Genomic DNA, 22,523 nt, shown 5'->3' with positions numbered 1-22,523 from the left:
AGACTGGGTCCTCGGCCCTTCCGCCGTCCGGCGGACCCACGACCTCGCTCCGGGAAGTCTCACGTGTCGCTCACGATCGGTATCGTCGGCCTGCCGAATGTCGGCAAGTCCACGCTGTTCAACGCCCTGACCAAGAACGACGTGCTGGCGGCCAACTACCCGTTCGCCACGATCGAGCCGAACATCGGTGTCGTCGGCGTCCCCGACCCGCGGCTGGCGCGGCTCGCCGAGGTGTTCGGCTCCGAGCGGATCGTCCCGGCGCACGTCGATTTCGTGGACATCGCGGGCATCGTGCGCGGCGCCAGCGAGGGCGAGGGCCTGGGCAACAAGTTCCTGCACCACATCCGTGAGTCGGACGCGATCTGCCAGGTCATCCGCGCGTTCAAGGACGAGAACGTCGTGCACGTGGACGGCAAGGTCTCCCCGAAGAGCGACATCGAGACCATCGACACCGAGCTGATCCTGGCCGACCTCCAGACCATCGAGAAGGTCCTGCCGCGCCTCCAGAAGGAGGCCCGGGTGAAGAAGGACAAGCAGCCGCAGGTCAAGGCCGTCGAGGAGGCCCAGGCGATCCTGGAGGAGGGCCGCACGCTCTTCGCCGCCGGCATCGCCCAGGGCACCGAGCGCGCCGAGCCGCTGCACGAGCTGCACCTGCTGACGGTCAAGCCGTTCCTCTACGTCTTCAACGTGGACGAGGACGAACTGACCGACGACGCGTTCAAGGCCGAGCAGGCCGCCCTCGTCGCCCCGGCCGAGGCCATCTTCCTCAACGCGAAGCTGGAGGCCGACCTCGCCGAACTGGACGAGGACGAGGCGCTCGAACTGCTCGCCACCGTCGGCCAGACCGAACCCGGCCTCGCCACCCTCGCCCACGCGGGCTTCCGCACCCTCGGCCTCCAGACCTACCTGACGGCGGGCCCGAAGGAGACGCGCGCCTGGACCATCGAACAGGGCGCCACCGCTCCCGAGGCGGCCGGGGTGATCCACACCGACTTCCAGAAGGGCTTCATCAAGGCGGAGGTCATCTCCTTCACCGACCTGATCGAAGCCGGCTCCACCACCGAGGCCCGCGCCCGCGGCAAGGCCCGCATGGAGGGCAAGGACTACGTGATGCGCGACGGCGACGTGGTGGAATTCCGCTTCAACGTGTAGTCGGTCAGATGGTTTCGTCAAGCGTGCAGGTCGGAGGGGGTCGGACTCTGTCGAGCCCGACCCCCTCCTGCGTTCCGTGCTGACTTGGTGCTGACCTGGGGGTGCTCCGCGACAGATGTCCGTAAGTGTTGAGTGATCAAGTAAATGCGGATTGTTACTTTCATTGGGCGCTTGATATCCTGCGCCCAATGAAAGTGTCACCGAGTCTGCTCCCCATCCTCCGGTCTCGTACGCAGGGCGAGCTCCTCGCCTTGGTACTCCTGCACCCGGACCGCGAGTACAGCATCACGGAGCTCGCGGCCGAGGTCGGCGTGACGCCCACCGCTGTTCTCCGAGAGGTCGACCGGTTGGTCGGTGGTGGCATCCTGATGGATCGGCGAGTGGGACGTAGTCGCCTCGTCAAGGCCCGTACGGATACTCCGCTGTACCGTCCGCTGAGTGAGCTCATGTCCGTCTCCTTCGGCCCTGTGTCCGTGCTCACCGATGCGCTCGCCGGACTCGAAGGCGTGGAGCGCGCCTATATCTATGGCTCGTGGGCCGCTCGGTACAGCGGTGAGTCCGGGCTGCCGCCTGCTGATGTGGATGTCCTCGTTGTGGGTGCCCCCGATGCCGACGCGCTCTTCGACCTTGCCGAGGAAGCGTCGCGGCGCTTGCGCCGTGAGGTCAATGTGCATCGGGTCTCCGCCAAGGCGTGGGAGGCCCCTACGGGCGATCCATTCCTCACCAGCGTTCGCGAACGTCCGCTGGTACAGCTGAACCTTGACGTGGAGGTGCAATGACGCGCTGGAATCAAGGGCGGTCGACTGTTGACGCGCTCATCGCCAGTGGCGGACTCGAACGAGTCCCCGCCTCCCTGGAGGCCGCCGAAGCGGAACTGGTTCGGGCGCGAACCCATGTCGGCTCCGCGCGGCAGTTGGCGTCCGGAGACCCGGAGGGTGCGTACACGCTGGCCTATGACGCCGCGCGCCGAGCGTTGGCCGCGGTATTGCAGAACCAGGGGCTGCGTGCGACCAGTCGTGGTGGCCATACCGTCATCTATGAGGCCGTGCGGGCGCAGCTCGACCCCCCGCTCGGGTCCATGCTGCGCCCTTTCCACCGCATGCGAGCCCGGCGCAACGAAGTCGAGTACCGGTCGTCGGAGGCTCCCGCTGTGACGCCGGACGAGGTCGCTGGCGACTTGGCGAAGGTGGAGGCGCTCATCGACCTTGCGGGAAAGGCAATTACGAACATGCCGCGTTACTGAACTCCGATCCGCCGACTCGGTCGCGGGCCGGGAGCATCGACCTTGTTCTCCCGTGCTGATCCTGTGCTGACTTGAACCCCGCAGAACCACATCTCCGCAGTGCAGAGCCCTGCACCGCGCGTTCCGCTTCAACGTCTGAGCGGATGAGCTGACAGCGCCTCGCTGCGCGCACGCCGGGAGTGCTGGGGCGGGTGGGGTCAGCGGTGGCCGCGGCGCAGGAAGGTGAAGAAGGCGTAGGAGGGGTCGTCGGGGCCCGGGTGGCCTATGTGGGCTCCGGCGAGGAAAGGGTGGTCGAGGTCCACGCGTGAGGGCTCGGCCGGGTAGAGCCAGTCGGCCACGATGACGCGGTGGCTGAACTTCCACACACCGCCGCGTTTCTCGTACTTGTCGAGGTAGCGGCCGTGCACGAGCATGTCGACCCCGCCCTGCCCGTCGTCGATCTTGTGGAAGGCGATGACGTACACCTCGCCCTCGGCGCGGTCGCCGTCCAGCTTGAGGTTCACGGTGGTGATGTGGTGCTGGAGGATCAGCATGTCCGCCTGCATCTGCGGGAGGCGGTCGATGAAGTCCCTCGCCGGTCCGGCCGAGAACCGCCCGTGCTCGTCGATCGCGTCGGGGTGGTAGAGCTGCCGCATCCTGGCGTGGTCGCGCCGGTCGGCCGCGTTGGCGTAGGCGTGGATCAGTTCGTGTATCGCCTGCTTGTCCAGCAGTTCTGTCAGGGCGCGTGGCATGGTGGCGTCGGCTGAGGGGTCGGTCCTCACCGGGTGTCGCCTCCGGTGTCGGGAACGGTCGCCACCGAGGATCGACGGAGCAGAATGGACCGGCGAGTTTGCTTTGGGCTGAGGGGCGTGGCATGCCGAACGGGACGACGCGCAAGGGTGAGGCCACCAGGGCCCGTATCGTGGCGGGTGCGGCGGAGGCGCTGCTCTCGCTCGGAGTGGCCGACGCCACGCTCGACGATCTGCGCGATGCGTCCGGGGCGAGCAAGAGCCAGCTGTTCCGCTGCTTCCCCGGTGGCAAGGACGAACTGCTGACCGCGGTCGCCCGGCACGAGGCGGAACGCGCCGTCTCCGCCCTCCGGTTGCGCATGCCGCCGCTGACCGACTGGGAAGGCTGGGTGCGGTGGCGGGACCAGGTGCGGAGGGGAACGACTGCCCGCTGCGTGTCCTGGTCAACGACCTCGCGCCGACCACGCCCGGGGCCCTCGCGCTGGTCCGGCAGCTCCTTGCGCAGTGGCACACCCATCTGACCGAGGGGATCGGCGTGATGCAGGCCGAGGGCGCCGTACCTCCTGGGGTGGACACGGAGCGATCGGCCTCGGCGATCATCTCGGCCGTGCAGGGCGGCGTGGCCATGACGGCGGTCACGGGCTCGTCGCGGCACCTGGCCGCCGCGCTGGACGTCGCGATCGGTCATCTGGGCGCCGGATACGACCGCGCCATGGTGGCCCGCTCTCTTTCCACCACGTGATCGGCTCGCCGGTGCCGGCAAGCCGGAGCCGCTGACGTACTACCTGTGCTGGATGCGCGGCGTGCGCCGGTCACCTCGCTATGGCGACGGTCGCCGGAGGGCGCCTGGTGCTCAGTTCCCGGCCGCGTCGTCGTGGAGGTTCTCGCGCGGTGGGACGAGGCGGGTGAGGTCCAGCGTGATGTCGAACGGTACGGGGCGGTGCAGGGCGCCTCGGAAGATGCCCGCGGGCGCGTACGCGCCGGTGGGGCCGTCGAGTTCGTACACGTGCACCGCGGGGGAGCCGTCCTCGTCCTCGACGCACCAGTAGTGCGGGATGCCCGCTTCCGCGTACTTGCGCAGCTTCACGGTGCGGTCGCGGTGGGCGGACTCGGGCGAGACCACCTCGACGACGAGCCGGATGTCCTCGGGCGCGAACCAGGTGCGGTCCGGGTCGTACGGCGCGGTCGTCGCCAGAAGGTCCGGCTCGGGACGGTTGCGCGCGTCGAGGCGGATGGTCATCTCCCGCTCGATCTCGACACCGGCAGGCGCCACCGCCACGAGCGCCGTCGTCAGCCCGGTGACGAGACGGCCGTGCCAGGACCGTTGGGGGGACATCATGAAGACGAGGGCTCCATCGATCAATTCCGTGTGGCGCGGTGCCTCGGGGAGGCGGTCCAGGTCCTCCGCGAACCAGCCTTCCGCGCGTGGCGGGCGCATCCAGTCGGGCAGTGCGGTCATGGCTCCACCATAGGTGCGGACAGCTGTCCGCAGCGGGGTCAGGGGCGCTTGCGGGAGGTGGGCCTGGCCGGCTTGGCGGGGGTGGCGTTCTTCTCCTTGAGGCGGAGCGCCTCCTTCTGGACCTCCGCCTGTGTGGCGCGCTCCCGCTGGAGCCACTCCGGGTTCTCCGCCCGCAGTTCCTCGATCTCCTGGGTCGTCAGCGCCTCGGTGACGCCGCCGCGCGCGAGGCCCGAGATGGACACGCCGAGCCGGGCGGCGACGACGGAGCGCGGGTGCGGGCCGTTGCGCCGCAGGTCGCGCAGCCAGGCGGGTGGGTCGGACCGGAGGGCGTCCAGCTCGTCGCGCGAGACGGTACCCTCCTGGAACTCGGCCGGAGTGGCCTTGAGGTAGACCTCCAGCTTCTTCGCCGCGGTGGCGGGCTTCATCGTCTGGCTGGTCCTGTGCGGCGTCATGGTGTCAAGCGTAACGAGCGTGTCGGGGTGCCCGGGACACGCCCGGTAACCTGGCCGGGTGACAGGCTCGGACACCCCGCCCTCGTTCAGGCTCGCCTACGTCCCGGGGGCGACGCCGGGCAAATGGGTGCGCATCTGGCAGGAGCGGCTCCCCGGGGTGCCGCTCGCACTCGTGCCCGTGCCCGCCGCCGACGCCGCCGGGCTGCTGCGCGGACGTGGCGCGGACGCCGGGCTCCTGCGGCTGCCGGCCGACCGGACCGACCTCAGCGCCATCCCCCTGTACACGGAGACGACGGTCGTCGTCGTGCCCAAGGACCATGTCGTGACCGCCGCCGACGAGGTCACGTCGGACGACCTGGCCGACGAGGTCGTGTTCCACCCCTTGGACGACGTTCTCGCATGGGAACGCCCGCCCGGCCGCCCGGCGGTCGAGCGGCCCGCCACGACGGGGGACGCCGTCGAGCTGGTCGCGGCGGGCGTGGGGCTGCTCGTCGTCCCCATGTCGCTGGCCCGGCTGCACCACCGCAAGGACCTCACGTACCGGCCGCTCACCGGCGACGACGTGCCCGCGTCGCGCGTCGCGCTGTCCTGGCGGGAGGACGGGACGACGGACCTGGTGGAGCAGTTCATCGGCATCGTGCGCGGCAGGACGGTGAACAGCACGCGCGGGCGCCCCGCGACGCCGCCCGAGCCGAAGGCGAAGCCCACCGCGAAGGCCAAGGCCAAGGCCAAGGCCAAGGCGAAGGCCAAGCCCCGCCCCCAGGCCGCCGCGAAGAAGGCGGGCGCCCGGCGCGGGAAGCCCCGCCGCAAGGGCTGACGCGCCCGCCCGGCACGTCACAGGCGCTGCGTCCCGATCGCGGCCGGCAGCGCGAGCTTGCCCTCCGACTCGCTGCCGGGCTCCGCCGAGTACAGGACGATCCGCAGGTCGCCGCGCTGCGTGGTGAGGACGTCGCAGTCCGGGTCGAGGCGCCCGACGCTCTTCACGGTCGGCCCGTGCTCCGCGATCTCGTGCCGCCGCCACAGCTCCCTGAACGGCGCGCTCTCCTCGCCCAGCCGCGCGACGAGCCGCCGCAGCTCCGGGTCGTCCGGGTAGCGGCCCGCGTCGCGCGGACGTGGCAGTCGGTGAGGCCGTCGAAGTGGAGCCACAGCACGTTGCGTTCCGCCTCGCGCGGGCGGGAGGGGGCGGACATCAGGGCCGCCCACACCGGGTTCCGGAGCAGCAGGGTCCACATCGCATCGAAGACGGCGACGGGGCGGTCCGGCGTGCGCTCCGCCAACCGCCTGATGCCCGCGGGGACCAGGCGGCTGCTACGGCCCGTACCGGTGGCGTGGCCCGCCGGCCGGAAGAGGTGCTCCTGCTCGGTGGTGCTGAGCTGGAGCGCGCGGGCGAGCGTGGCGCGGGCCGCTCGTGCGGCGGGAGGTGTTCGCGGGCGGGTCGGCGGCCCGGGGGGCCAGGCGTTCGCGCCCTACGCGGAGGACCGCCGCCAGCTCGCCCGAGGCGTCGTCCATATGTCCGTCGTCCCAACAGGGGCGGCGGACAGCCTGGTACCCGCGTTCCCAGGACGAGGCGTTCCTGGAGGGCGCGCGCGGCGCGGCGCATGCTCGACCGCATGACCGGCACAGTCGTCACGGGAGCGAACAAGGGGCTCGGGTACGGGACCGCGCGCCGCCTCGTCGCCGAGGGCCACCCCGGCTACACCGCCGCGCGGTCGGGCAGGCCGGTCGCCTGCACGGACCTGCCGGCGGACGAGTACCGGCGGGTGCTCGACCGGGCGGGGCTGCCGGGCCCGGCCGTCGAGCTGATCGTCGACGCGGACGTGCAGATCGCGCGCGGTGCCTTGTCCCGGACGACGGGCGACCTGAGCGCGCTCCTCGGCCGTCCCGCCACGCCGCTCGCCGTCACGGTCGGGGAGGCGCTGGGCGGCTGACGGGGTACCGCGCGCCGGGTGGGGTGTGCCGGTCGTGTGGTGGAAAACGTAACATCCCCTCACCTGACCACCGTGACACGGCCGTGACCTGCGCGAAGGATCGTCGCCTTGATTTCACGAAGATGTCCGCCGTGTGTCGCTACTCGCGTAGGTCTTGTCAACTCCTGTACGTGATCGCATCATTCCATCTGGCAGCCCCCCACGGTCATGGATATGTCATGGCCATGCCATGGTGCATCGGTGACCGTGCGCTGCCCTCCCTTGGGTTTTGGCGCACCACCGATGAGGAGGAACCCCTCGATGGCAGTGATGCGATTCCCCGGCCTGCCGCGGACCAGGACGAGCGTGGCCACCGCCGCGCTGCTGGCCCTCGGCGCCGGAGCGCTGATGCCGGTGACAGCACAGGCCGCGGACGGGCCGCGGGCGGTGATCGCGAACGCCGGTGCGGCGGACACCGTGCCCGGCAGCTACATCGTCGTCCTGAAGGACGGCGGCTTCTCCGCGTCCTCCGCGCGCGCCGAGTCGCTCGCCGACCGGCACGACGCGAAGGTGACGAGCGTCTACACCCACGCCCTCAACGGCTTCGCCGCCGAACTGAGCGAAGCCGACGCGCTGGAACTGGCCGCCGACCCGGCGGTCGAGCGCGTCGTCCAGAACAGCGTCTACCACGCCGACGCGACCCAGACGGACCCGCCGTCCTGGGGCCTGGACCGGATCGACCAGCCCAGCCTGCCGCTCGACGGCAGCTACACCTACCCGGACTCGGCCGGTGAGGGCGTCACGGCGTACATCATCGACACCGGTGTGCGCGTGACGCACGAGGACTTCGAGGGCCGCGCGCGCGTCGGCTTCGACGCCTTCGGCGGCGACGGCCTCGACGGCTACGGGCACGGCACGCACGTCGCCGGCACCGTCGCGGGGGCGGACTACGGCGTCGCCAAGGAGGCGGAGATCGTCTCCGTCCGCGTCCTGGACGACAACGGCTCGGGCACCACCGAGTCGGTCGTCGCCGGCATCGACTGGGTCACGGGCGACGTGGCGGACCTCGACGGCCCGGCCGTGGCCAACATGAGCCTGGGCGGCGGCGCCGACGAGGTCCTGGACGAGGCGGTCGAGAACTCGATCGACGCCGGTGTCGTCTACGCCGTGGCCGCGGGCAACGACTACGGCGACGACGCGAGCGGCTACTCGCCCGCCCGCGTCGCCGACGCCATCACGGTCGGCGCCAGCGACTCGACCGACGCCATCTCGTACTTCTCGAACGTCGGCGGCGTCGTGGACCTCTTCGCGCCCGGCAGCGGCATCACGTCGGCCTGGAACGGGAGCGACACCGACGAGGACACCATCTCCGGCACGTCCATGGCGACCCCGCACGTCGCCGGCGCCGCCGCGCTCTTCCTGGCCGAGAACCCGGACGCCACCCCCGCCGAGGTGGAGGACGAGCTGGTCGACACCGCCGTGTGGAACCAGCTGTCCGGCATCCCGGCCGACACCGCCAACGCGCTGTTGCACATCGGCGGCGAGGGCGGCGGCGGCCCCGAGCTGCCGACCGGTCCGAAGTTCACCAGCGACACGAACGTCGCGATCGTCGACAACAGCACCGTGTCGTCCCCGCTCGCCGTCTCCGGCGTCGGGACGCTCAGCGGCATCTACCAGGTGGAGATCCACATCCAGCACACCTGGGTCGGCGACCTGACCGTGGAGCTGGTCACCCCCGCGGGTGACACCGTCCTGCTGCGCGACCAGTCGGGCGGCTCGGCCGACGACATCGACGCCACCTACAACCTGAACGGGAACGGGGTGGACGCGGACGGCACCTGGACCCTCCAGGTGACGGACAACGCCAGCCTGGACCAGGGCCTGATCGACTCCTGGTCGCTCCAGTTCTGAGCGCACCGGACGCGTGACGGCGCCGGTCCGTCCTCCGCCGAGGGCCGGCCGGCGCCGTACGCGTCATCCCGCCCGCGTCACTCCGCCGGGGCGGGCCGCCGCAGGATGTCCGGCTCCAGGTAGATGACGCGGGCGGTCGGTTCGGCCGCCCGGATGCGTGCCTCGGCGGCGTCGATCGCCCGCGCGACGGTGGCCGCGTCGTCCCCGCTCTCGACCGCTATCTTCGCGGCGACCAGCAGTTCGTCGGGGCCCAGGTGCAGCGTGCGCATGTGGATGACCTGGGTGACGGTCTCGCCGTCCACGACGGCCGCGCGGATACGGACGACCGCGCCCTTGCCCGCGGCCTCGCCGAGCAGCAGCGACTTCGTCTCGGCGGCCAGGACGAGGGCGATGACGATCAGCAGGACGCCGATGCACAGCGTGCCGGCGCCGTCCCAGACGCCGTCGCCGGTCGCCAGCGCGAGGCAGACGCCGCCGAGCGCCAGGACGAGGCCGACCAGCGCGCCGAGGTCCTCCAGCAGCACGACGGGCAGTTCCGGCGCCTTGGCCGTGCGGACGAACTGGACCCACGACTGCGAACCGCGCGTCTCGTTCGACTCCTTGATGGCGGTGCGGAACGAGAAGCTCTCGGCGATGATCGCGAAGACCAGCACGCCCACCGGCCAGTACCAGTGCTCGATCTCGTGCGGGTGCCTGATCTTCTCGAAGCCCTCGTAGAGCGCGAACACGCCGCCGACGGAGAACAGCACGATCGAGACCAGGAACGCGTAGATGTAGCGCTCGCGCCCGTACCCGAAGGGGTGCTCCTCGCTGGCCGCGCGCTTGGCGCGCTTGCCGCCGAGGAGGAGCAGTGCCTGGTTGCCCGAGTCGGCGAGCGAGTGCACGCCCTCCGCCAGCATCGAGGACGAGCCACTGAAGACGGCGGCCACGAACTTGCTGACGGCGATGGCGAGATTGGCGCCCAACGCGGCGACGATCGCCTTGGTTCCACCTGACGCGCTCATGTCTGTGGGTCCCCCTTTTGACGGTCTCCGCACCCTGCGGCGCGGCACATTCTTGCAGTACCGCTTCCCCGTCAGAGGGCCGGTACAGGGGGCCGTCGCGGGCCGCTCCCCGGCGGTCCCGGCCGGGCGCCCGCGGGGTGCCTGCGGGTGGTCCCGCCCGTGGTCATCACTTCGGGTGAAACTCTGGCCGTCTCTTGCGCATCGCAACCGAGCGTTGTCAAGCTGTTGCAGGTAGTCAACAGCATGTCAACAGCACCGGGTGACGAGCACCGCGGTCGACAGCACCGGGAGGGCCAGTGCCGTTGGGTGAGAAGCCCGCGTACCTCCGTGTCGCGGAAGACCTCAGAGCGCAGATCGCCGACGGCACGCTGCCGCCCCACACCAGGCTGCCGTCGCAGGCCACCATCCGCGCCGCCTACGGCGTCTCGGACACGGTCGCGCTGGAGGCCAGGAAGGTGCTCATGGCCGAGGGGCTGGTGGAGGGCCGCTCCGGGTCGGGGACCTATGTGCGGGAGCAGCCCGTGCCGCGCGCGATCCGCCGCAGCGGCTTCAGGACGCTCGGCGGCTGCACGCCGTTCCGCCAGGAACAGACGGACGAACGGGTGCGCGGCACCTGGGAGGGCGACAGCGAGCGGGAGGAGGCCGCGCCCGCCATCGCCGCCCGCCTGCGCGTGGAGGCGGGCGACCCGGTGATGCGGACGCGGTACGTCTTCAGGACAGGCTCCGAGGCCGTGATGCTCTCCACGTCATGGGAACCGCTGCGGCTCACCGGCCGCACGCCGGTCGTGCTCCCGGAGCACGGGCCGCTCGCGGGCCGCGGGGTGGTGGAGCGGATGGCCGCCATCGACGTCACGGTGGACAACGTCGTCGAGCACGTCGGCGCGCGGCCCGCCCTGGCCGAGGAGGCGCGGCAGCTCGGCGGGCTGCCGGGGCACGCGGTGCTGGTCGTCAGCAGGACGTACCAGGCGGGCGGGCTGCCGGTGGAGACGGCCGACGTGGTCGTCCCCGCCGACCGGTTCCGCGTCGCCTACCACCTGCCGGTGCGCTGAGGGGGCGCGGCGGCGGGATCGTGCGGGACCGTGCGGGATCGGGGAGGGGACGGGGATGGGGACCTCAGGGGTCGGAGATGGACAGTTCGAACCAGATGCTGCGGCCGATCGGCCCCTCGCGCGTGCCCCAGCGGTGGGCCTCGGCGGAGACGAGCGGCAGCCCGTGCCGCGCGTCGTCGTCCAGCACGGACGCGGTCTCCCGCAGCGGGTCGGGGGACGGGTCGGTGACCTCGACCAGGAGCGTGGTGCTGTGCACCATGCGCAGGGCGACCGGCTCGCGGAGCGCGCCGACCGCTTTCCCGACCAGCTCGGCCACCAGGCGTTCCGCACGGTCGGCCAGCGCGGCGAGGTCCCAGGCGGCGAGGGTGGCGCGGACGCGCCGCCGCGCCTCGTCCACGGCATCGGGACCGGACGCGAACCGGAAGCTCTCCACCCGGTCCGCGGGCAGGACGGAGAGCCTGGCGAGGAGCAGCGCGAGGTCGTCGGAGTCGTGCCCGTCGTCCGCCGGGCGCAGCTCGTCGATGACCCGGTCGCAGACGGCGTCCAGCGGGGCGCCGCGCCCGGCGGACCCGGCGAGCAGGTCGGCCAGCCCGGTCACGCGGTCGGTGATGTCCTCGCCCCGCGTCTCGACCAGTCCGTCCGTGTAGAGCGCGAGGACGCTGCCGGGCGGGACGTCCACGCGCAGCTCCTCGAACGGCACGCCGTCCACACCGAGCGGCGCGCCGGACGGCATGTCGAGGACGCGGGCGGTCCAGCGGCCGGTGGCGGGGTCGGTCCCGGCGAGCACGGGCGGCAGGTGCCCCGCCTTGGCGAGGACGAGCACGCCGGTCGCCGGGTCGTACACCGCGTACAGGCAGGTGGCCATCACCGGGTCGTCGGGCCGCTGGGCGATGTCGCGGCCGAGCTGGTTGAGCCGTCGCAGCAGCTGCCCCGGCGCCAGGTCGAGCCCGGCGAGGGTCCTGACGGCGGTGCGGAGCTGGCCCATCAGGGCGGCGGCGCGCAGCCCGTGCCCGGTGACGTCGCCGATGACGAACGCGACCCGGCCGCCGGTCAGCGGGATGGCGTCGAACCAGTCGCCGCCCACCTCGGCGCCGGTGCTGCCGGGGACGTAGCGGTGGCTGACCTCGACGCCTGGCTGGGCGGCGAACGACTGGGGGAGCAGGCTGCGCTGGAGGGTGAGGGCGCCCTCGCGCTCGCGGATGTACAGCCGCGCGTTGTCCAGCGAGATGCCCGCGCGCCCCGCCAGTTCGAGGGTGAGCGCGAGGTCCTCGCGGTCGAAGGCGGCGCGTTCCCCCGCGCGGCTGACGACGAGGAGCCCGAGGACCGTGCCGCGGGCGCGCAGCGGCACCGTGAGCATCGAGTGGATGCCGAGCAGTTCGACGGCCTCCGCCATCGGCTCGTCGCCGGCGACGGCGGCCCGCAGCTGCTCGCGCGTCTCGGCCAGGTGGGGCGTGCCCGAGGTGAGGACCGGGCCGAGGACCGAGCCGGGGCGGAACGTGACGTCCTCGCCGCCGACGCGCAGGCACCGGTCGACGGTCGAGTCGTGCCGCTTGGCGGCGATGCCGACCTGGACGAGTTCGGCCTGGCCGTCGTCCCCGACGCTGGGCGGCTCGCCGCCGGTGGCGACCGGGGCGAGCAGCTCCACCCCCGCGTAGTCGGCGAAGCGCGGGACGAGCGCGAGGGCCAGGGCCTGGCCGATGCGGCGGACGTCGAGGAGGTCCCCGAGCGTCGTGCCGACGTCGTCCAGCAGTGCGAGGCGCTGGCGGGTCCGTTCGATGTCGGCGAGGGCGACGCGGCGCTCGGAGATGTCCAGGACGGTGCAGCTGACGCCGAGGGGGCGTCCCGCGCGGTCGGTGACCCGGCCGAACGAGACGGACTGCGCGCCCTTGCCGTCGGGGGACGCCGTGACCAGGTCGGTGATGGGCTGGCCGGTGCGCAGGACGGCGCGCTGGATGCGGTGGAGCTCCTGGCCCATGGGGGCGGGCAGCACCTCCTTGACGGTACGGCCGATCAGGTCGTCGGCGGGCATGCCGTACAGGCGGGAGAGCGTGTCGTTGACCCGCGTGTAGCGCTGCTCGGTGTCGAAGAGGGCGATGCCGAGCGGGGACGCGGTGAACAGGGCGTCCAGCGCGGCGAGATCGCGTCCGGCCCCGTCGAGCGGCGCGGCCTCGGCCAGTTCGGCCAGGACGCGGGGGGTGCCGTCCGCGTCCATGACCCGCCAGGCGAGGACGGCGGTCGCGACGGTGCGCCCGTCGCGGTGGCGCAGGGGCAGGACGCCGTGCCAGTGGCCGTCGCGGAGGAGGGTCCGCAGGAGTGCGGTGCCGTTCCCGGCGGGATGGTCCGGCGGCAGGAAGGCGGTGAACGCGCGCCCGGTGACCTCGTGGGCGCCCCAGCCGAGGATGTCTCCGGCGGGCGGGCTCCAGAGCAGGAGTGTCCCGCGGGCGTCCAGCGCGGCAGTCCCCACGGGCAGGAGGTCCAGCAGGGAGTACCGGGCCGACCGTCCCGTGACGGCCTCGTCACGGCCGCTCGGTTCGGTTGGTTCTACAGACACCGCCGGCCCCTGTCGGGTTTGGGTTCTTCTGTCCCTCATGACCGATTGTGCCAAGGGTGCGGCGGGTCAGCGCGGTATGCGGTCCGCGGGCGTATCGACGCGCTCCACGACGTAGTGCGCCGGAGCGTCCGCCGCCTGCGGCCCCGCGTTCAGCAGGAGCCGCTGGATCAGGCGCTGGGCCTCGGCACGGGTGGCGCAGTGCCCTATCCGGTACCTGCTGCCGTCCTCGTCCTGCCGGACCACCTGCCAGGGCTGTGCATTGCCGGCGTTCATTCATCACCCCCCATCCGCATATGCCAGACCATACGCCAGCGCCTCACCCACCGAACAGGGCTTTGGGCAGCCGGAGCGTCCCCTCAGGTCAGCGGCCCGGCGTCACGTTCCGTCCTGGCGACGGACACGCGGGCGAGCGCGTCCGCCAGACGGGCGGCGGCGAGGGCGCGGACCGGTTCCCGGTCCGCCCGCGCGGCGGCCTCGGCCAGCACGCTCCGGGCCGCCGCCAGCCGGGCGCGGGCGGCGGTGCCCAGGGCGGCGCGGTGCGCCGTGACCAGGGCGTCCGCCCAGCTCACCTCCGTGTGGGCGAGCAGCAGGGCCTGGGCCAGCAGCGCCCGCGCGCGCCGTTCCCGTTCCGCGGGCGTCCGGTGCGCCGCCAGGTCGCCGGCGAGCGGTGTGGCTTCGGCGAGCAGTGTCCGCAGTGCGTCGAGAGGGTCGTGCGCCCGGCGTGCGCCCGCGAGCGCGGCGGTGGCCCGCGCGACGGCGCCGGGCGCCGCGCGCCCCGCGCGTGCCTCCGCCAGGTCCGCCGCCGTCCCCGCCGCCGCCTCGGCGAGGACGACGCGGGCGCGTGCCTGGGCCGCGGTCCGGCGCGCCGTGGCGGCGAGCAGTGTCTCGGTGGCCGCGACGGCGTCGCGCGCGGTCCGGACGGCGTGTGCCGCCGCGGACCGGTCGTTCCGGGCGAGCGCCCGCCGGGCGCGGGTGAGTTGCTCGCGGGCGCCGGCCAGCCGTGCCCGTGCGACGGGCAGGGCTCGGGCGGGCGCCGTCACGGCGGCGATCCTGGTCCCGGCGGTGGCGACGGCGCCCGCCGTCCCGGCCGCCGCGACCGGCCCGGCGGCGGCCAGGTGTTCCCGGGCGAGGGCGCAGCGCTCGGCGATCCTGATCAGCGTCCGGCGCCGGACGACCGCGCCCGCCCCGGCCGCCGTCGCGTCCGCCTCGTACCACTCGCGCAGCGCGGCGGTGGTGCCCGCGCGGGCGTCCTCCAGCGCCGCCGGGGCCGCCCGGGGCGCGGCCGGGGTGAACGACAGCCCGGCCGCGCGTGTGCGTACGGCGTCGTCCAGGTCGATCAGCAGCCCCCGGACGTGGGTGTCGAGCGCCGTCAGCGGGACGACGGGCGGCAGGCCGCGTTCCCCGTGGCGGATCAGGAAGACGACCAGCGCGGCCGCCCCGGCGAGCAGCACCACGGGAACCACCCAGTCCCGGATGTCCCTGCCGGGGGAGGGGCCGGGGTCCTGGTCGCCCGGCACGATCGCGGGCCGCCGGACCCGTTCGCCCTCCTTGACCGCCGCGAAGCCCTCCGCCGCGCCGATGGCGGCCCCCGCCCAGTCGGCGTGCCGCAGGGCGGGGGCGACGGCGACCGACTCGACGCGTTCGAGCTCCCGGGCGGAGAAGCCGGAGTGCACGTCGGCGGAGAGCGCGTACCGCCGTTCGTGGGTGGCGAAGGCGAGCAGCAGGTCGTGGGCGCCGAGCCGGTTGCGGTCGGCCACGCCGTCCGCCCACGACTGGGCCTCGTGCCCGGAGAAGTCGCGCACGTACACGACGAACAGCTGGTACCGCTCCTCGTCCTCCAGCCGGGTGAGCGCGCGCTGCACCGCGTCCGCGCGTCCGCCGAGGGCGCCCACCTGGTCGGTGATCTGCCCGGCGTGGTCGAGCGTCACCGTGTCCTCGGCCATGGCCGGAAGGGGGACGGCCGTCAGGCACGCGGCCAGTGCGGCGGTCAGCGCGGCGGCCGGGCGTGCGCGCATCCGCCCACCTCCCGACCGGGGAAGCGCATCGCCTCGACCGTAGGCGCGGGGCCCCGTGGGCGCGACCGCTCCGGGCCGGACGGGCGGCCCATGTCGCCCGCGCGGGCGCCGGGTTCCGTGGCCCGGACGGAGTGGGCGGTCCCAGGGCGGGCTGTCCGCCGCGCGCCCCGGCGAACGGTGTGCCGCCCGGCTCGGCCGCACGCCGCGTGCACGGGTCTCCGCATGCGCGGGCGGAGGACGACGGTGCGGGAGGTGTGGAAGGTCCTGCCGTCCGCTGTACGGGGGCGAGGGCGTGACGGGGAAGGACCGCGCTCCCGGCTCAGGGCAGGGCCGTGCGCCGTTCGCTCCGGACTGCGTGGCGGGACTCCGGTGCGTGCGGTGTCGCGGGCGGTGCCCCTGCCACAGCAGGCGATCACGAGCGGAGAACTCGGCGGTCTCCTGCGCGACGGACGGGTGCGTACGGGCCTTCCGGCCCGCACGCGAGTGGGCAGGGGACGGAACAGTGGTGGGGACGGTCCTGGACGGTCAGAGGCGTGGCGGCGGGGAGGTCACCCTCGGCGTCCCGGCACGTGAGGCCGCGGGCGGTGCGCCGGCGGCCGGGCAGGGGAGGTGTTCGAGGGCCGCGCCACGGGCGCTCGACGCCGTCACCGCGGCCGCCGTCCGGGGCCACGGCGGCGCGCGGTCCGGAGGAGTCGCGGGCACGGTCGGGGTGTCTCCCGGGCGCCGGGACCGGCCGCTGCGGGGGGAACACCGGACCTGGCGGAGCACCGGACGCCCGGGGAACGGGACCTGCTCCGGCCGGCCTGCTGCCTCCGGGTGCTGCGCCGTCAGGGGCTGCGTGCCATGCCCCGCTTCCTTCCTCACCGGGCGGCTGCCGGACGACGGGTCGATGGACCGGACACAGGGGTGTCGCGTCCGGGTTCGGCCGAGCGGTCGGCGTCGGCCGGGCCTCACGACAGACCGGGAGCGCCTCTTGCGGCTGGTCGCGGGCCGGACCTTGGTGCCGGGGCGGGCGCTCGGGTGGGCTCCTGCGGGGGCCGGTGGTGACATCCCCGCCGGGACGGGCTCCCTGCCCGCCGCTACCCGGCGAGGTCCGCCGCGCGCGGAGGTGAGCTGGGCGGATGCCCCGGGCTCCGTCACCCGGACGGAACACGAGGCCGGGCGGATCGGGTGGTCCCTCACCGGGGCGGGCCGCCGACTCCGTGTGCGCGTGCCGTGGTCGGCGGCCCGCTCCGCGGGCTCCTCGGGTCTCCGACCGGGTCAGGAACGCGGGGTGGTGGCCAGGGTGACGAGTTCTTCCACCAGGGCTTCGTCGAGCGGTTCCCGCGTGGCGATGACGCGGTACCACAGCACGCCGAAGACCAGGTCGAGGAGCGTCCCGGGCGTGGGGACCGGTGGCAGGTCGCCGCGCCGCGCGGCCCGTTCGACCAGGACCCGCAGCGCGTCGCGCCGCGTCGGCAGGAAACGGGCGCGGAAGCGCGCGCCGAACTCCTCGTCGGTCAGGGACTGGCCCATCATCGCGCGCAGCAGCGGCCCGATCTCCGGCCGCGTGGCCAGCGCGAACGTGGCGCTCAGGAACGCCCGCAGGTCCGCCGCCCACGACCCCTGGTCCGGCACGTCGATCGCCAGCTCGCTCCGGGTGAGCGCGGCGTCCATCAGCACGTCCGCCTTGGACGGCCACCAGCGGTAGATCGTCTGCTTCCCGCAGCCCGCGCGCTGCGCGATGCCCTCCACCGTCAGCTCGGCGTACCCCTTCTCGGTCAGCAGGGACACGGCGGCCGCCAGGATCGCCTGGCGGCTCTCCTCGCTGCGCGGGCGGCCCGCGCGGGGCGGGCCTGGGGAGCGGATCGGCATGGGTGTAAGTTTATATCGAGACGCGACGGTCCGAAATTAAACGCGGACCGTGACCGTCGCATGTTCCTCCCTGCCAGGAAAGGCGGCCCCATGTCCTCCCAGACGTCCTCCCAGCCCACCGCGGTCGTGGTCGGCGGCACCTCGGGCATCGGCCTCGCCACCGCCCGCCTCCTGCTCAGGCGCGGCACGGCCACCCACGTCGTCGGCCGGTCCGCCGCGCGCGCCGAGGCGCTGGCCGTCTCCGACCCGGACCTGACCGTCCACCGGGGCGACGCCGCCGACGCCGCCCGCATGGCCGGGCTGTTCGCGTCCGTCGGCCGCGTGGACCACCTCGTGCTCGCCAGCAGCGGCGGCGCGGGCGCGGGTCCGCTCGCCGAGCTGGAACCCGACGTGCTGCGCGGCGCGTTCGAGGCGAAGCTGTTCGGCCAGCTCACGGCCGTGCGGGCCGCGCTGCCGCACCTCGCGCCCGCCGGATCGGTCACGTTCATCAGCGCGGCCAGCGCCCGCGCCGCCCTGCCCGGCACCGCCGGGCTCGCCGCGGTCAACGGCGCCATCGAGGCCATGGTCCGCCCGCTCGCCGTCGAACTGGCCCCGGTCCGCGTGAACGCGGTCTCGCCCGGCGTCGTCGACACGCCCTGGTGGGACGCCATGCCCGCCGGGGCGCGCGACGCGTACTTCGCCCAGGTCGCCGCCGCCCTGCCCACCGGCCGCGTCGCCACCGCCGAGGACATCGCCGAGGCCGTCGTCCTCGCCGCCACCAACCCGAACGTCACCGGCACCGTGCTGGAGACCGACGGCGGCGCCCGCCTCGTCTCCCTCGGCTGACTCGACCGGCCGCCCCGCCCGCCCGTTCGGGTGGCCTGTCGCCCCGCCGCCGCCGTGCCTCCAACGCGATGACCTGCGGCTCCTCTTCAGTGAGCGCATAGATGTGATCAACGCACCGGTAGGGCCGGAGGTAGCAGGATGGCAGGCGGGACGGGACGCGCGTGGCTGGCCGCGTGCGCCATGGGAGCGGTGCTCGTGCCGGCGCTGACGGCCTGCACCACCGGGGACGCGGCCGAACGGGCGGCGCCCAGGTCCGTCCAGTCCGTCAGCACCGCGCGCCGCGCCCAGCTCGAACGCGGCGGCACCGCCCGCTGGGCCGTGGACGCCCTGCCCGCGACGCTGAACGCCTACCAGTTCGAGGCGGACGCCGTCACCGACCGCGTCGCGGGCGCCGTGCTGCCCAGCCTCTTCATCCTCGACGCCGAGGGCCGCCCGCAGCTCAACACCGACTACCTCAGGTCGGCCGAGATCACCGAACGCGAGCCACGCCAGCGCGTCGTCTACACCCTCGACCCGGACGCGCGCTGGAGCGACGGCACCCCGATCGGCGCCGACGACTTCATCGCCCAGTGGAAGGCCCTGGGCGGCGAGGACAAGGACTACTGGTCGGCGCGCAACGTCGGGTACGACCGCATCGAGAAGGTGCGCAAGGGCCCGGAACGCCACCAGGTCGAGGTGACGTTCACCCGCCCCTACGCCGACTGGAAGTCCCTGTTCACACCCCTCTACCCGCGCGCGGTCACCGGCGACGCCGACGCGTTCAACGACGGCGCCCGCACGGAACTGCCCGTCTCCGGCGGCCCGTTCGAGGTCGCCGACGTGGACGAGGAGGCGGGGACCGTCACCCTGGAGCGCAACGACGCGTGGTGGGGCGACCCGGCGCTCCTCGACACACTCGTCCTGGCCGCCGTGCCCCGCGCCGAACGCCGCGCCGCGCTCGCCGCGGGCGAGCTGGACATCGCCGAGGTGACACCGGGGGACGCCGAACGGATCACCGCCGCCCGCCGCACGGCCGCCGCCGCCCCGGGGACCGACGACCGCAAGCAGCCCGCGCCCGCCGCCCCCTCCGCCGCCGACGCCCTGGGCGACCTCGCCCGCGCCCGCCTGGAGGGCGAGGAGGTGGCGGCCGCCGCCGAGCGCTACCGCGACGCGTACGCCGACGCCGAGCACGCGCGCGAGCGCCAGTGGGCCACCCGCGAGGAGGCCGACCGCGAGGCCATGAGCCACCTCGTCGTCCACCGCGCGTACGACCCGTCCTGGACCCAGCTCACCCTGAACGGCACCTCCCCCGCCCTCACCGACGAACGCGTCCGCTGGGCCGTCGCCCGCGCCGTCGACCGTGCCGCGCTCGCCGAGGCCGTCCACGGCCCGGCCGACCTGCCCGCCACCCCCCTCGGCAGCCACCTGCGGACCCTCGGCCAGGCCGGCTACCGCGACAACAGCGCCGCCATCGGCGAGACGGGCACCGCGTCCGCCGCCGGGCTGCTGGACGACGCCGGGTGGCTGACGCCCGGCTCGGGCCAGGGGAAGGAGACGGACGGCGACGCCAAGCCGGGCGCGGCCGCCCCCGCGCCCCTGAACGCCGCCGGCCCTGCCACCGCCGCGTCCGCCGCCCTCCTGCGCCAGTCGGCCGCCGCCGAACGCGCCGCGGGCGACGACGCCGCCGCCGCCCGTACGGAACGCCGCGCCGAGGCCGCCGAACGCCGCGCCGCCGAGCTGGCCGAGGCCGCCGCCACCCCGCCGCGCACCAAGGACGGCGCCCCGCTGGAACTGCGCTTCGTCCTCCCCGACGGCGCCGACGCCGCGCCCCTGCGCGCCGCCGCCCGCCGCATCGCCGCGATGCTCGCCACCGTCGGCATCCGCGCCGTGACGACCGAGGTGGACGCCGACCGCTACTTCGAGGACCACATCGCGACCGGCGCCTTCGACCTCGCCCTCTTCTCCTGGCCCGCCACCGCCTACCCCGCCACCGACGCCCGCCCCCTGTTCGGCAAGCCGCGCGAGCTGCCGGGCGGCACCCTGCGCGTGGCGCAGAACTACGCGCGCATCGGCACCGACTACGTGGACCAGCTCCTCGACCAGGCCGCTGGCGAGCTGGACGAGAAGGAGCACGCGGCGCTGCTGGACCGCGCCGACGCCCGCATCTGGGCCGCCGCCGGCTCCCTGCCGCTCTACCAGCGCCCCCAGCTCGTGGCCGTGCGGGACACCCTCGCCGGGGCGGGCGCGTTCGGCCTCCAGACCCCCCGCTACCAGGACATCGGCCACCGCCGCTGACCCCCGCGCCGCGGCCCCCCGGCCCGTGCCGGGCCGGGGGGCCGGCCCGCGCGGCTCGGCCCGGTCCGGCGCGGCAACGTACGATGGCGGGTGACGCCGGTGCTGTGGTCTGTTCGGGGGCGTACCCCCGCCGGGCGGACATCCCCCGCCGAGCCGTCCTGACACCGTCCTCGCCCGGGAGAAGCGCCCAGCCATGCCTACGCGCCACGACATCCGTAATGTCGCCATCGTCGCCCATGTCGATCATGGCAAGACGACCCTGGTCGACGCCATGCTCCGGCAGGCGGGAGCCTTCGCCGCCCACCAGCAGGTGGACGACCGCGTCATGGACTCCAACGACCTGGAGCGCGAGAAGGGCATCACCATTCTCGCGAAGAACACCGCCGTGAAGTACCACCCCAAGGGCGGTGGCGACCCGGTCGTCATCAACATCATCGACACCCCGGGCCACGCCGACTTCGGCGGTGAGGTGGAGCGCGGCCTGTCCATGGTGGACGCGGTCGTCCTCCTCGTGGACGCCTCCGAGGGCCCGCTGCCGCAGACCAGGTTCGTGCTGCGCAAGGCGCTTCAGGCCCGGCTGCCGGTCATCCTGTGCGTGAACAAGACGGACCGCTCGGACGCCCGGATCTCCGAGGTGCTCAACGAGACGTACGACCTGTTCCTCGACCTGGAGGCGGACGAGGAGCAGATCGAGTTCCCGATCGTCTACGCCTGCGCCCGCGACGGCATCGCCTCGCTGACGCAGCCCGCCGACGGCACGGTCCCGGCCGACAGCGACAGCCTGGAGCCGTTCTTCTCGACGCTCCTGGAGACCGTCCCCGCGCCGGTGTACGAGGAGGACGCGCCGCTCCAGGCGCACGTCACCAACCTCGACGCGGACAACTTCCTCGGCCGCATCGCCCTGTGCCGCATCCGCCAGGGCACGCTGCGCAAGGGCCAGACCGTCGCCTGGCTGCGGCGCGACGGCAGCCAGCAGAACGTGCGTGTCACCGAGCTGCTGATGACGGACGCGCTCACCCGCAAGCCCGCCGAGCAGGCCGGTCCCGGCGACATCTGCGCCGTCGCGGGCATCCCCGAGATCATGATCGGCGAGACCCTCGCCGACCCCGAGAACCCGCTGCCGCTCCCGCTGATCACGGTGGACGAGCCCGCCATCTCCATGACGATCGGCACGAACACCTCGCCGCTCGTCGGCCGCGGCGGCAAGGGCCACAAGGTCACCGCCCGCCTGGTCAAGGACCGCCTCGACCGCGAGCTGATCGGCAACGTGTCGCTGCGCGTGCTGCCCACCGAGCGCCCCGACGCCTGGGAGGTGCAGGGCCGCGGCGAGCTGGCGCTGGCGATCCTCGTCGAGACGATGCGCCGCGAGGGCTTCGAACTGACCGTCGGCAAGCCCGAGGTCGTCACCCGCGAGATCGACGGCAAGCTGCACGAGCCCGTCGAGCGCATGACGATCGACGCGCCCGAGGAGCACCTCGGCGCGATCACCCAGCTGATGGCCACCCGCAAGGGCCGCATGGAGACGATGACGAACCACGGCTCCGGCTGGGTGCGCATGGAGTTCCTGGTGCCCTCGCGCGGCCTGATCGGCTTCCGCACGGAGTTCCTGACCGAGACGCGCGGCACCGGCATCGCGCACAGCATCTTCGAGCGGCACGAGCCGTGGGCGGGCGAGCTGCGGACCCGCAAGAGCGGCTCCCTGGTCGCCGACCGCGCGGGCGTCGCGAGCCCGTACGCGATGATGAACCTCCAGGAGCGCGGCGTCATCTTCATCGAGCCCGGCACCGAGGTGTACGAGGGCATGCTCGTCGGCGAGAACTCCCGCGCGGACGACATGGACGTGAACATCACCAAGGAGAAGAAGCTCACCAACATGCGCGCGGCCTCGGCCGACAACACCGAGAACCTCGTGCCGCCGCGCAAGATGTCGCTGGAGCAGTCGCTGGAGTTCTGCCGTGAGGACGAGTGCGTCGAGGTGACGCCGGACGAGGTGCGGCTGCGCAAGGTCGTCCTCGACCAGCGCGAGCGCGCCCGTACGACGGCGCGGGCCAAGCGCGCCTGACGCGGTTGATCTTTCCGGAGCCCCCGGGCCGTTCGCG

The 22,523-nt window shown here is 73.6% G+C and carries 19 protein-coding genes and 1 pseudogene; 11 read left to right on the top strand and 9 right to left on the bottom strand.

All coding sequences use genetic code 11. The annotated features are described in order from the left end of the window. Positions 1-63: 63 nt before the first annotated feature. From ychF to ACL02R_RS13100, 3 genes are all read left to right on the top strand, one after another. On the top strand, positions 64-1,152 hold the full coding sequence (ychF, locus tag ACL02R_RS13110; protein ID WP_412797047.1) for a redox-regulated ATPase YchF: 1,089 nt from the start codon (positions 64-66) through the stop codon (positions 1,150-1,152). Between the two features lie 188 nt (positions 1,153-1,340). Then, positions 1,341-1,931: an ArsR family transcriptional regulator gene (locus tag ACL02R_RS13105; RefSeq protein ID WP_412797046.1), complete on the top strand. Its 591-nt coding sequence runs from the start codon at positions 1,341-1,343 to the stop codon at positions 1,929-1,931. Beyond that, a complete protein-coding gene (locus tag ACL02R_RS13100) occupies positions 1,928-2,395 on the top strand; it encodes a hypothetical protein (protein WP_412797045.1) in 468 nt (155 codons plus the stop codon). The genes ACL02R_RS13105 and ACL02R_RS13100 overlap by 4 nt, the downstream gene beginning before the upstream one ends. Before the next feature lie 197 nt (positions 2,396-2,592). Here ACL02R_RS13100 and ACL02R_RS13095 read toward each other — a convergent pair whose 3' ends face one another. Further along, on the bottom strand, positions 2,593-3,156 hold the full coding sequence (locus tag ACL02R_RS13095; protein WP_412797044.1) for a nuclear transport factor 2 family protein: 564 nt from the start codon (positions 3,154-3,156) through the stop codon (positions 2,593-2,595). Positions 3,157-3,517: 361 nt separating this feature from the next. Here ACL02R_RS13095 and ACL02R_RS13090 point away from each other — a divergent pair, with 361 nt between their 5' ends. Further along, positions 3,518-3,865, top strand: coding sequence for a TetR family transcriptional regulator C-terminal domain-containing protein (locus ACL02R_RS13090; protein WP_412797043.1), 348 nt, complete (start codon positions 3,518-3,520; stop codon positions 3,863-3,865). A gap of 111 nt (positions 3,866-3,976) precedes the next feature. On the opposite strand, the gene ACL02R_RS13085 is transcribed toward ACL02R_RS13090, so the two are convergent. After that, positions 3,977-4,582 carry a Uma2 family endonuclease gene (locus ACL02R_RS13085; RefSeq protein ID WP_412797042.1) on the bottom strand — a complete coding sequence of 202 codons (606 nt, stop codon included), beginning with the start codon at positions 4,580-4,582 and terminating at the stop codon, positions 3,977-3,979. Between the two features lie 38 nt (positions 4,583-4,620). Then, positions 4,621-5,034 (bottom strand): DUF5997 family protein, encoded by a 414-nt coding sequence (locus tag ACL02R_RS13080; protein WP_412797041.1) that lies wholly within the window; start codon positions 5,032-5,034, stop codon positions 4,621-4,623. Positions 5,035-5,092: 58 nt separating this feature from the next. Between ACL02R_RS13080 and ACL02R_RS13075 the strand changes: the two genes are divergently transcribed. Then, positions 5,093-5,851 (top strand): LysR substrate-binding domain-containing protein, encoded by a 759-nt coding sequence (locus ACL02R_RS13075; protein WP_412797040.1) that lies wholly within the window; start codon positions 5,093-5,095, stop codon positions 5,849-5,851. Positions 5,852-5,868: 17 nt separating this feature from the next. Here ACL02R_RS13075 and ACL02R_RS13070 read toward each other — a convergent pair. Further along, positions 5,869-6,311, bottom strand: a pseudogene (locus ACL02R_RS13070) (hypothetical protein). 333 nt (positions 6,312-6,644) lie between these two features. Here ACL02R_RS13070 and ACL02R_RS13065 point away from each other — a divergent pair. Beyond that, a complete protein-coding gene (locus tag ACL02R_RS13065; RefSeq protein ID WP_412797039.1) occupies positions 6,645-6,962 on the top strand; it encodes a hypothetical protein in 318 nt (105 codons plus the stop codon). A 300-nt stretch (positions 6,963-7,262) separates the two neighbouring features. Continuing rightward, positions 7,263-8,852, top strand: a complete 1,590-nt coding sequence (locus tag ACL02R_RS13060) for a S8 family serine peptidase (RefSeq protein ID WP_412797038.1) — start codon at positions 7,263-7,265, stop codon at positions 8,850-8,852. Between the two features lie 77 nt (positions 8,853-8,929). Here the strand turns inward: ACL02R_RS13060 and ACL02R_RS13055 are convergent, their stop codons facing one another. Then, a complete protein-coding gene (locus ACL02R_RS13055) occupies positions 8,930-9,856 on the bottom strand; it encodes a cation diffusion facilitator family transporter (protein WP_412797037.1) in 927 nt (308 codons plus the stop codon). Between the two features lie 296 nt (positions 9,857-10,152). Here ACL02R_RS13055 and ACL02R_RS13050 point away from each other — a divergent pair, with 296 nt between their 5' ends. Then, on the top strand, positions 10,153-10,905 hold the full coding sequence (locus ACL02R_RS13050) for a GntR family transcriptional regulator (RefSeq protein WP_412797036.1): 753 nt from the start codon (positions 10,153-10,155) through the stop codon (positions 10,903-10,905). 64 nt (positions 10,906-10,969) lie between these two features. Here the strand turns inward: ACL02R_RS13050 and ACL02R_RS13045 are convergent, their stop codons facing one another. The 4 genes from ACL02R_RS13045 to ACL02R_RS13030 all read right to left on the bottom strand — a co-directional run bounded on the left by ACL02R_RS13045 (position 10,970) and on the right by ACL02R_RS13030 (position 17,325). Next, on the bottom strand, positions 10,970-13,456 hold the full coding sequence (locus ACL02R_RS13045; RefSeq protein WP_412797035.1) for a SpoIIE family protein phosphatase: 2,487 nt from the start codon (positions 13,454-13,456) through the stop codon (positions 10,970-10,972). A 66-nt stretch (positions 13,457-13,522) separates the two neighbouring features. Then, positions 13,523-13,729: an SPOR domain-containing protein gene (locus ACL02R_RS13040; RefSeq protein WP_362967773.1), complete on the bottom strand. Its 207-nt coding sequence runs from the start codon at positions 13,727-13,729 to the stop codon at positions 13,523-13,525. A gap of 83 nt (positions 13,730-13,812) precedes the next feature. Next, positions 13,813-15,471 (bottom strand): TPM domain-containing protein, encoded by a 1,659-nt coding sequence (locus tag ACL02R_RS13035; protein WP_412797034.1) that lies wholly within the window; start codon positions 15,469-15,471, stop codon positions 13,813-13,815. Positions 15,472-16,731: 1,260 nt separating this feature from the next. After that, positions 16,732-17,325 carry a TetR/AcrR family transcriptional regulator gene (locus tag ACL02R_RS13030; RefSeq protein WP_412797033.1) on the bottom strand — a complete coding sequence of 198 codons (594 nt, stop codon included), beginning with the start codon at positions 17,323-17,325 and terminating at the stop codon, positions 16,732-16,734. Between the two features lie 90 nt (positions 17,326-17,415). Here ACL02R_RS13030 and ACL02R_RS13025 point away from each other — a divergent pair, with 90 nt between their 5' ends. The 3 genes from ACL02R_RS13025 to typA all read left to right on the top strand — a co-directional run bounded on the left by ACL02R_RS13025 (position 17,416) and on the right by typA (position 22,486). Next, positions 17,416-18,150, top strand: coding sequence for an SDR family oxidoreductase (locus ACL02R_RS13025; protein WP_412797032.1), 735 nt, complete (start codon positions 17,416-17,418; stop codon positions 18,148-18,150). 138 nt (positions 18,151-18,288) lie between these two features. Further along, positions 18,289-20,424, top strand: coding sequence for an ABC transporter family substrate-binding protein (locus tag ACL02R_RS13020; RefSeq protein WP_412797031.1), 2,136 nt, complete (start codon positions 18,289-18,291; stop codon positions 20,422-20,424). A gap of 193 nt (positions 20,425-20,617) precedes the next feature. After that, positions 20,618-22,486 (top strand): translational GTPase TypA, encoded by a 1,869-nt coding sequence (gene typA, locus ACL02R_RS13015; protein ID WP_412797030.1) that lies wholly within the window; start codon positions 20,618-20,620, stop codon positions 22,484-22,486. The last annotated feature ends 37 nt before the right edge of the window (positions 22,487-22,523 follow it).

This window comes from Streptomyces sp. MS19, from assembly GCF_047200595.1.
Classification (GTDB): domain Bacteria; phylum Actinomycetota; class Actinomycetes; order Streptomycetales; family Streptomycetaceae; genus Streptomyces.
The sequence above is the reverse complement of the archived record's forward strand: the minus strand, read 5'-3'. Positions and strand labels throughout refer to the sequence as shown.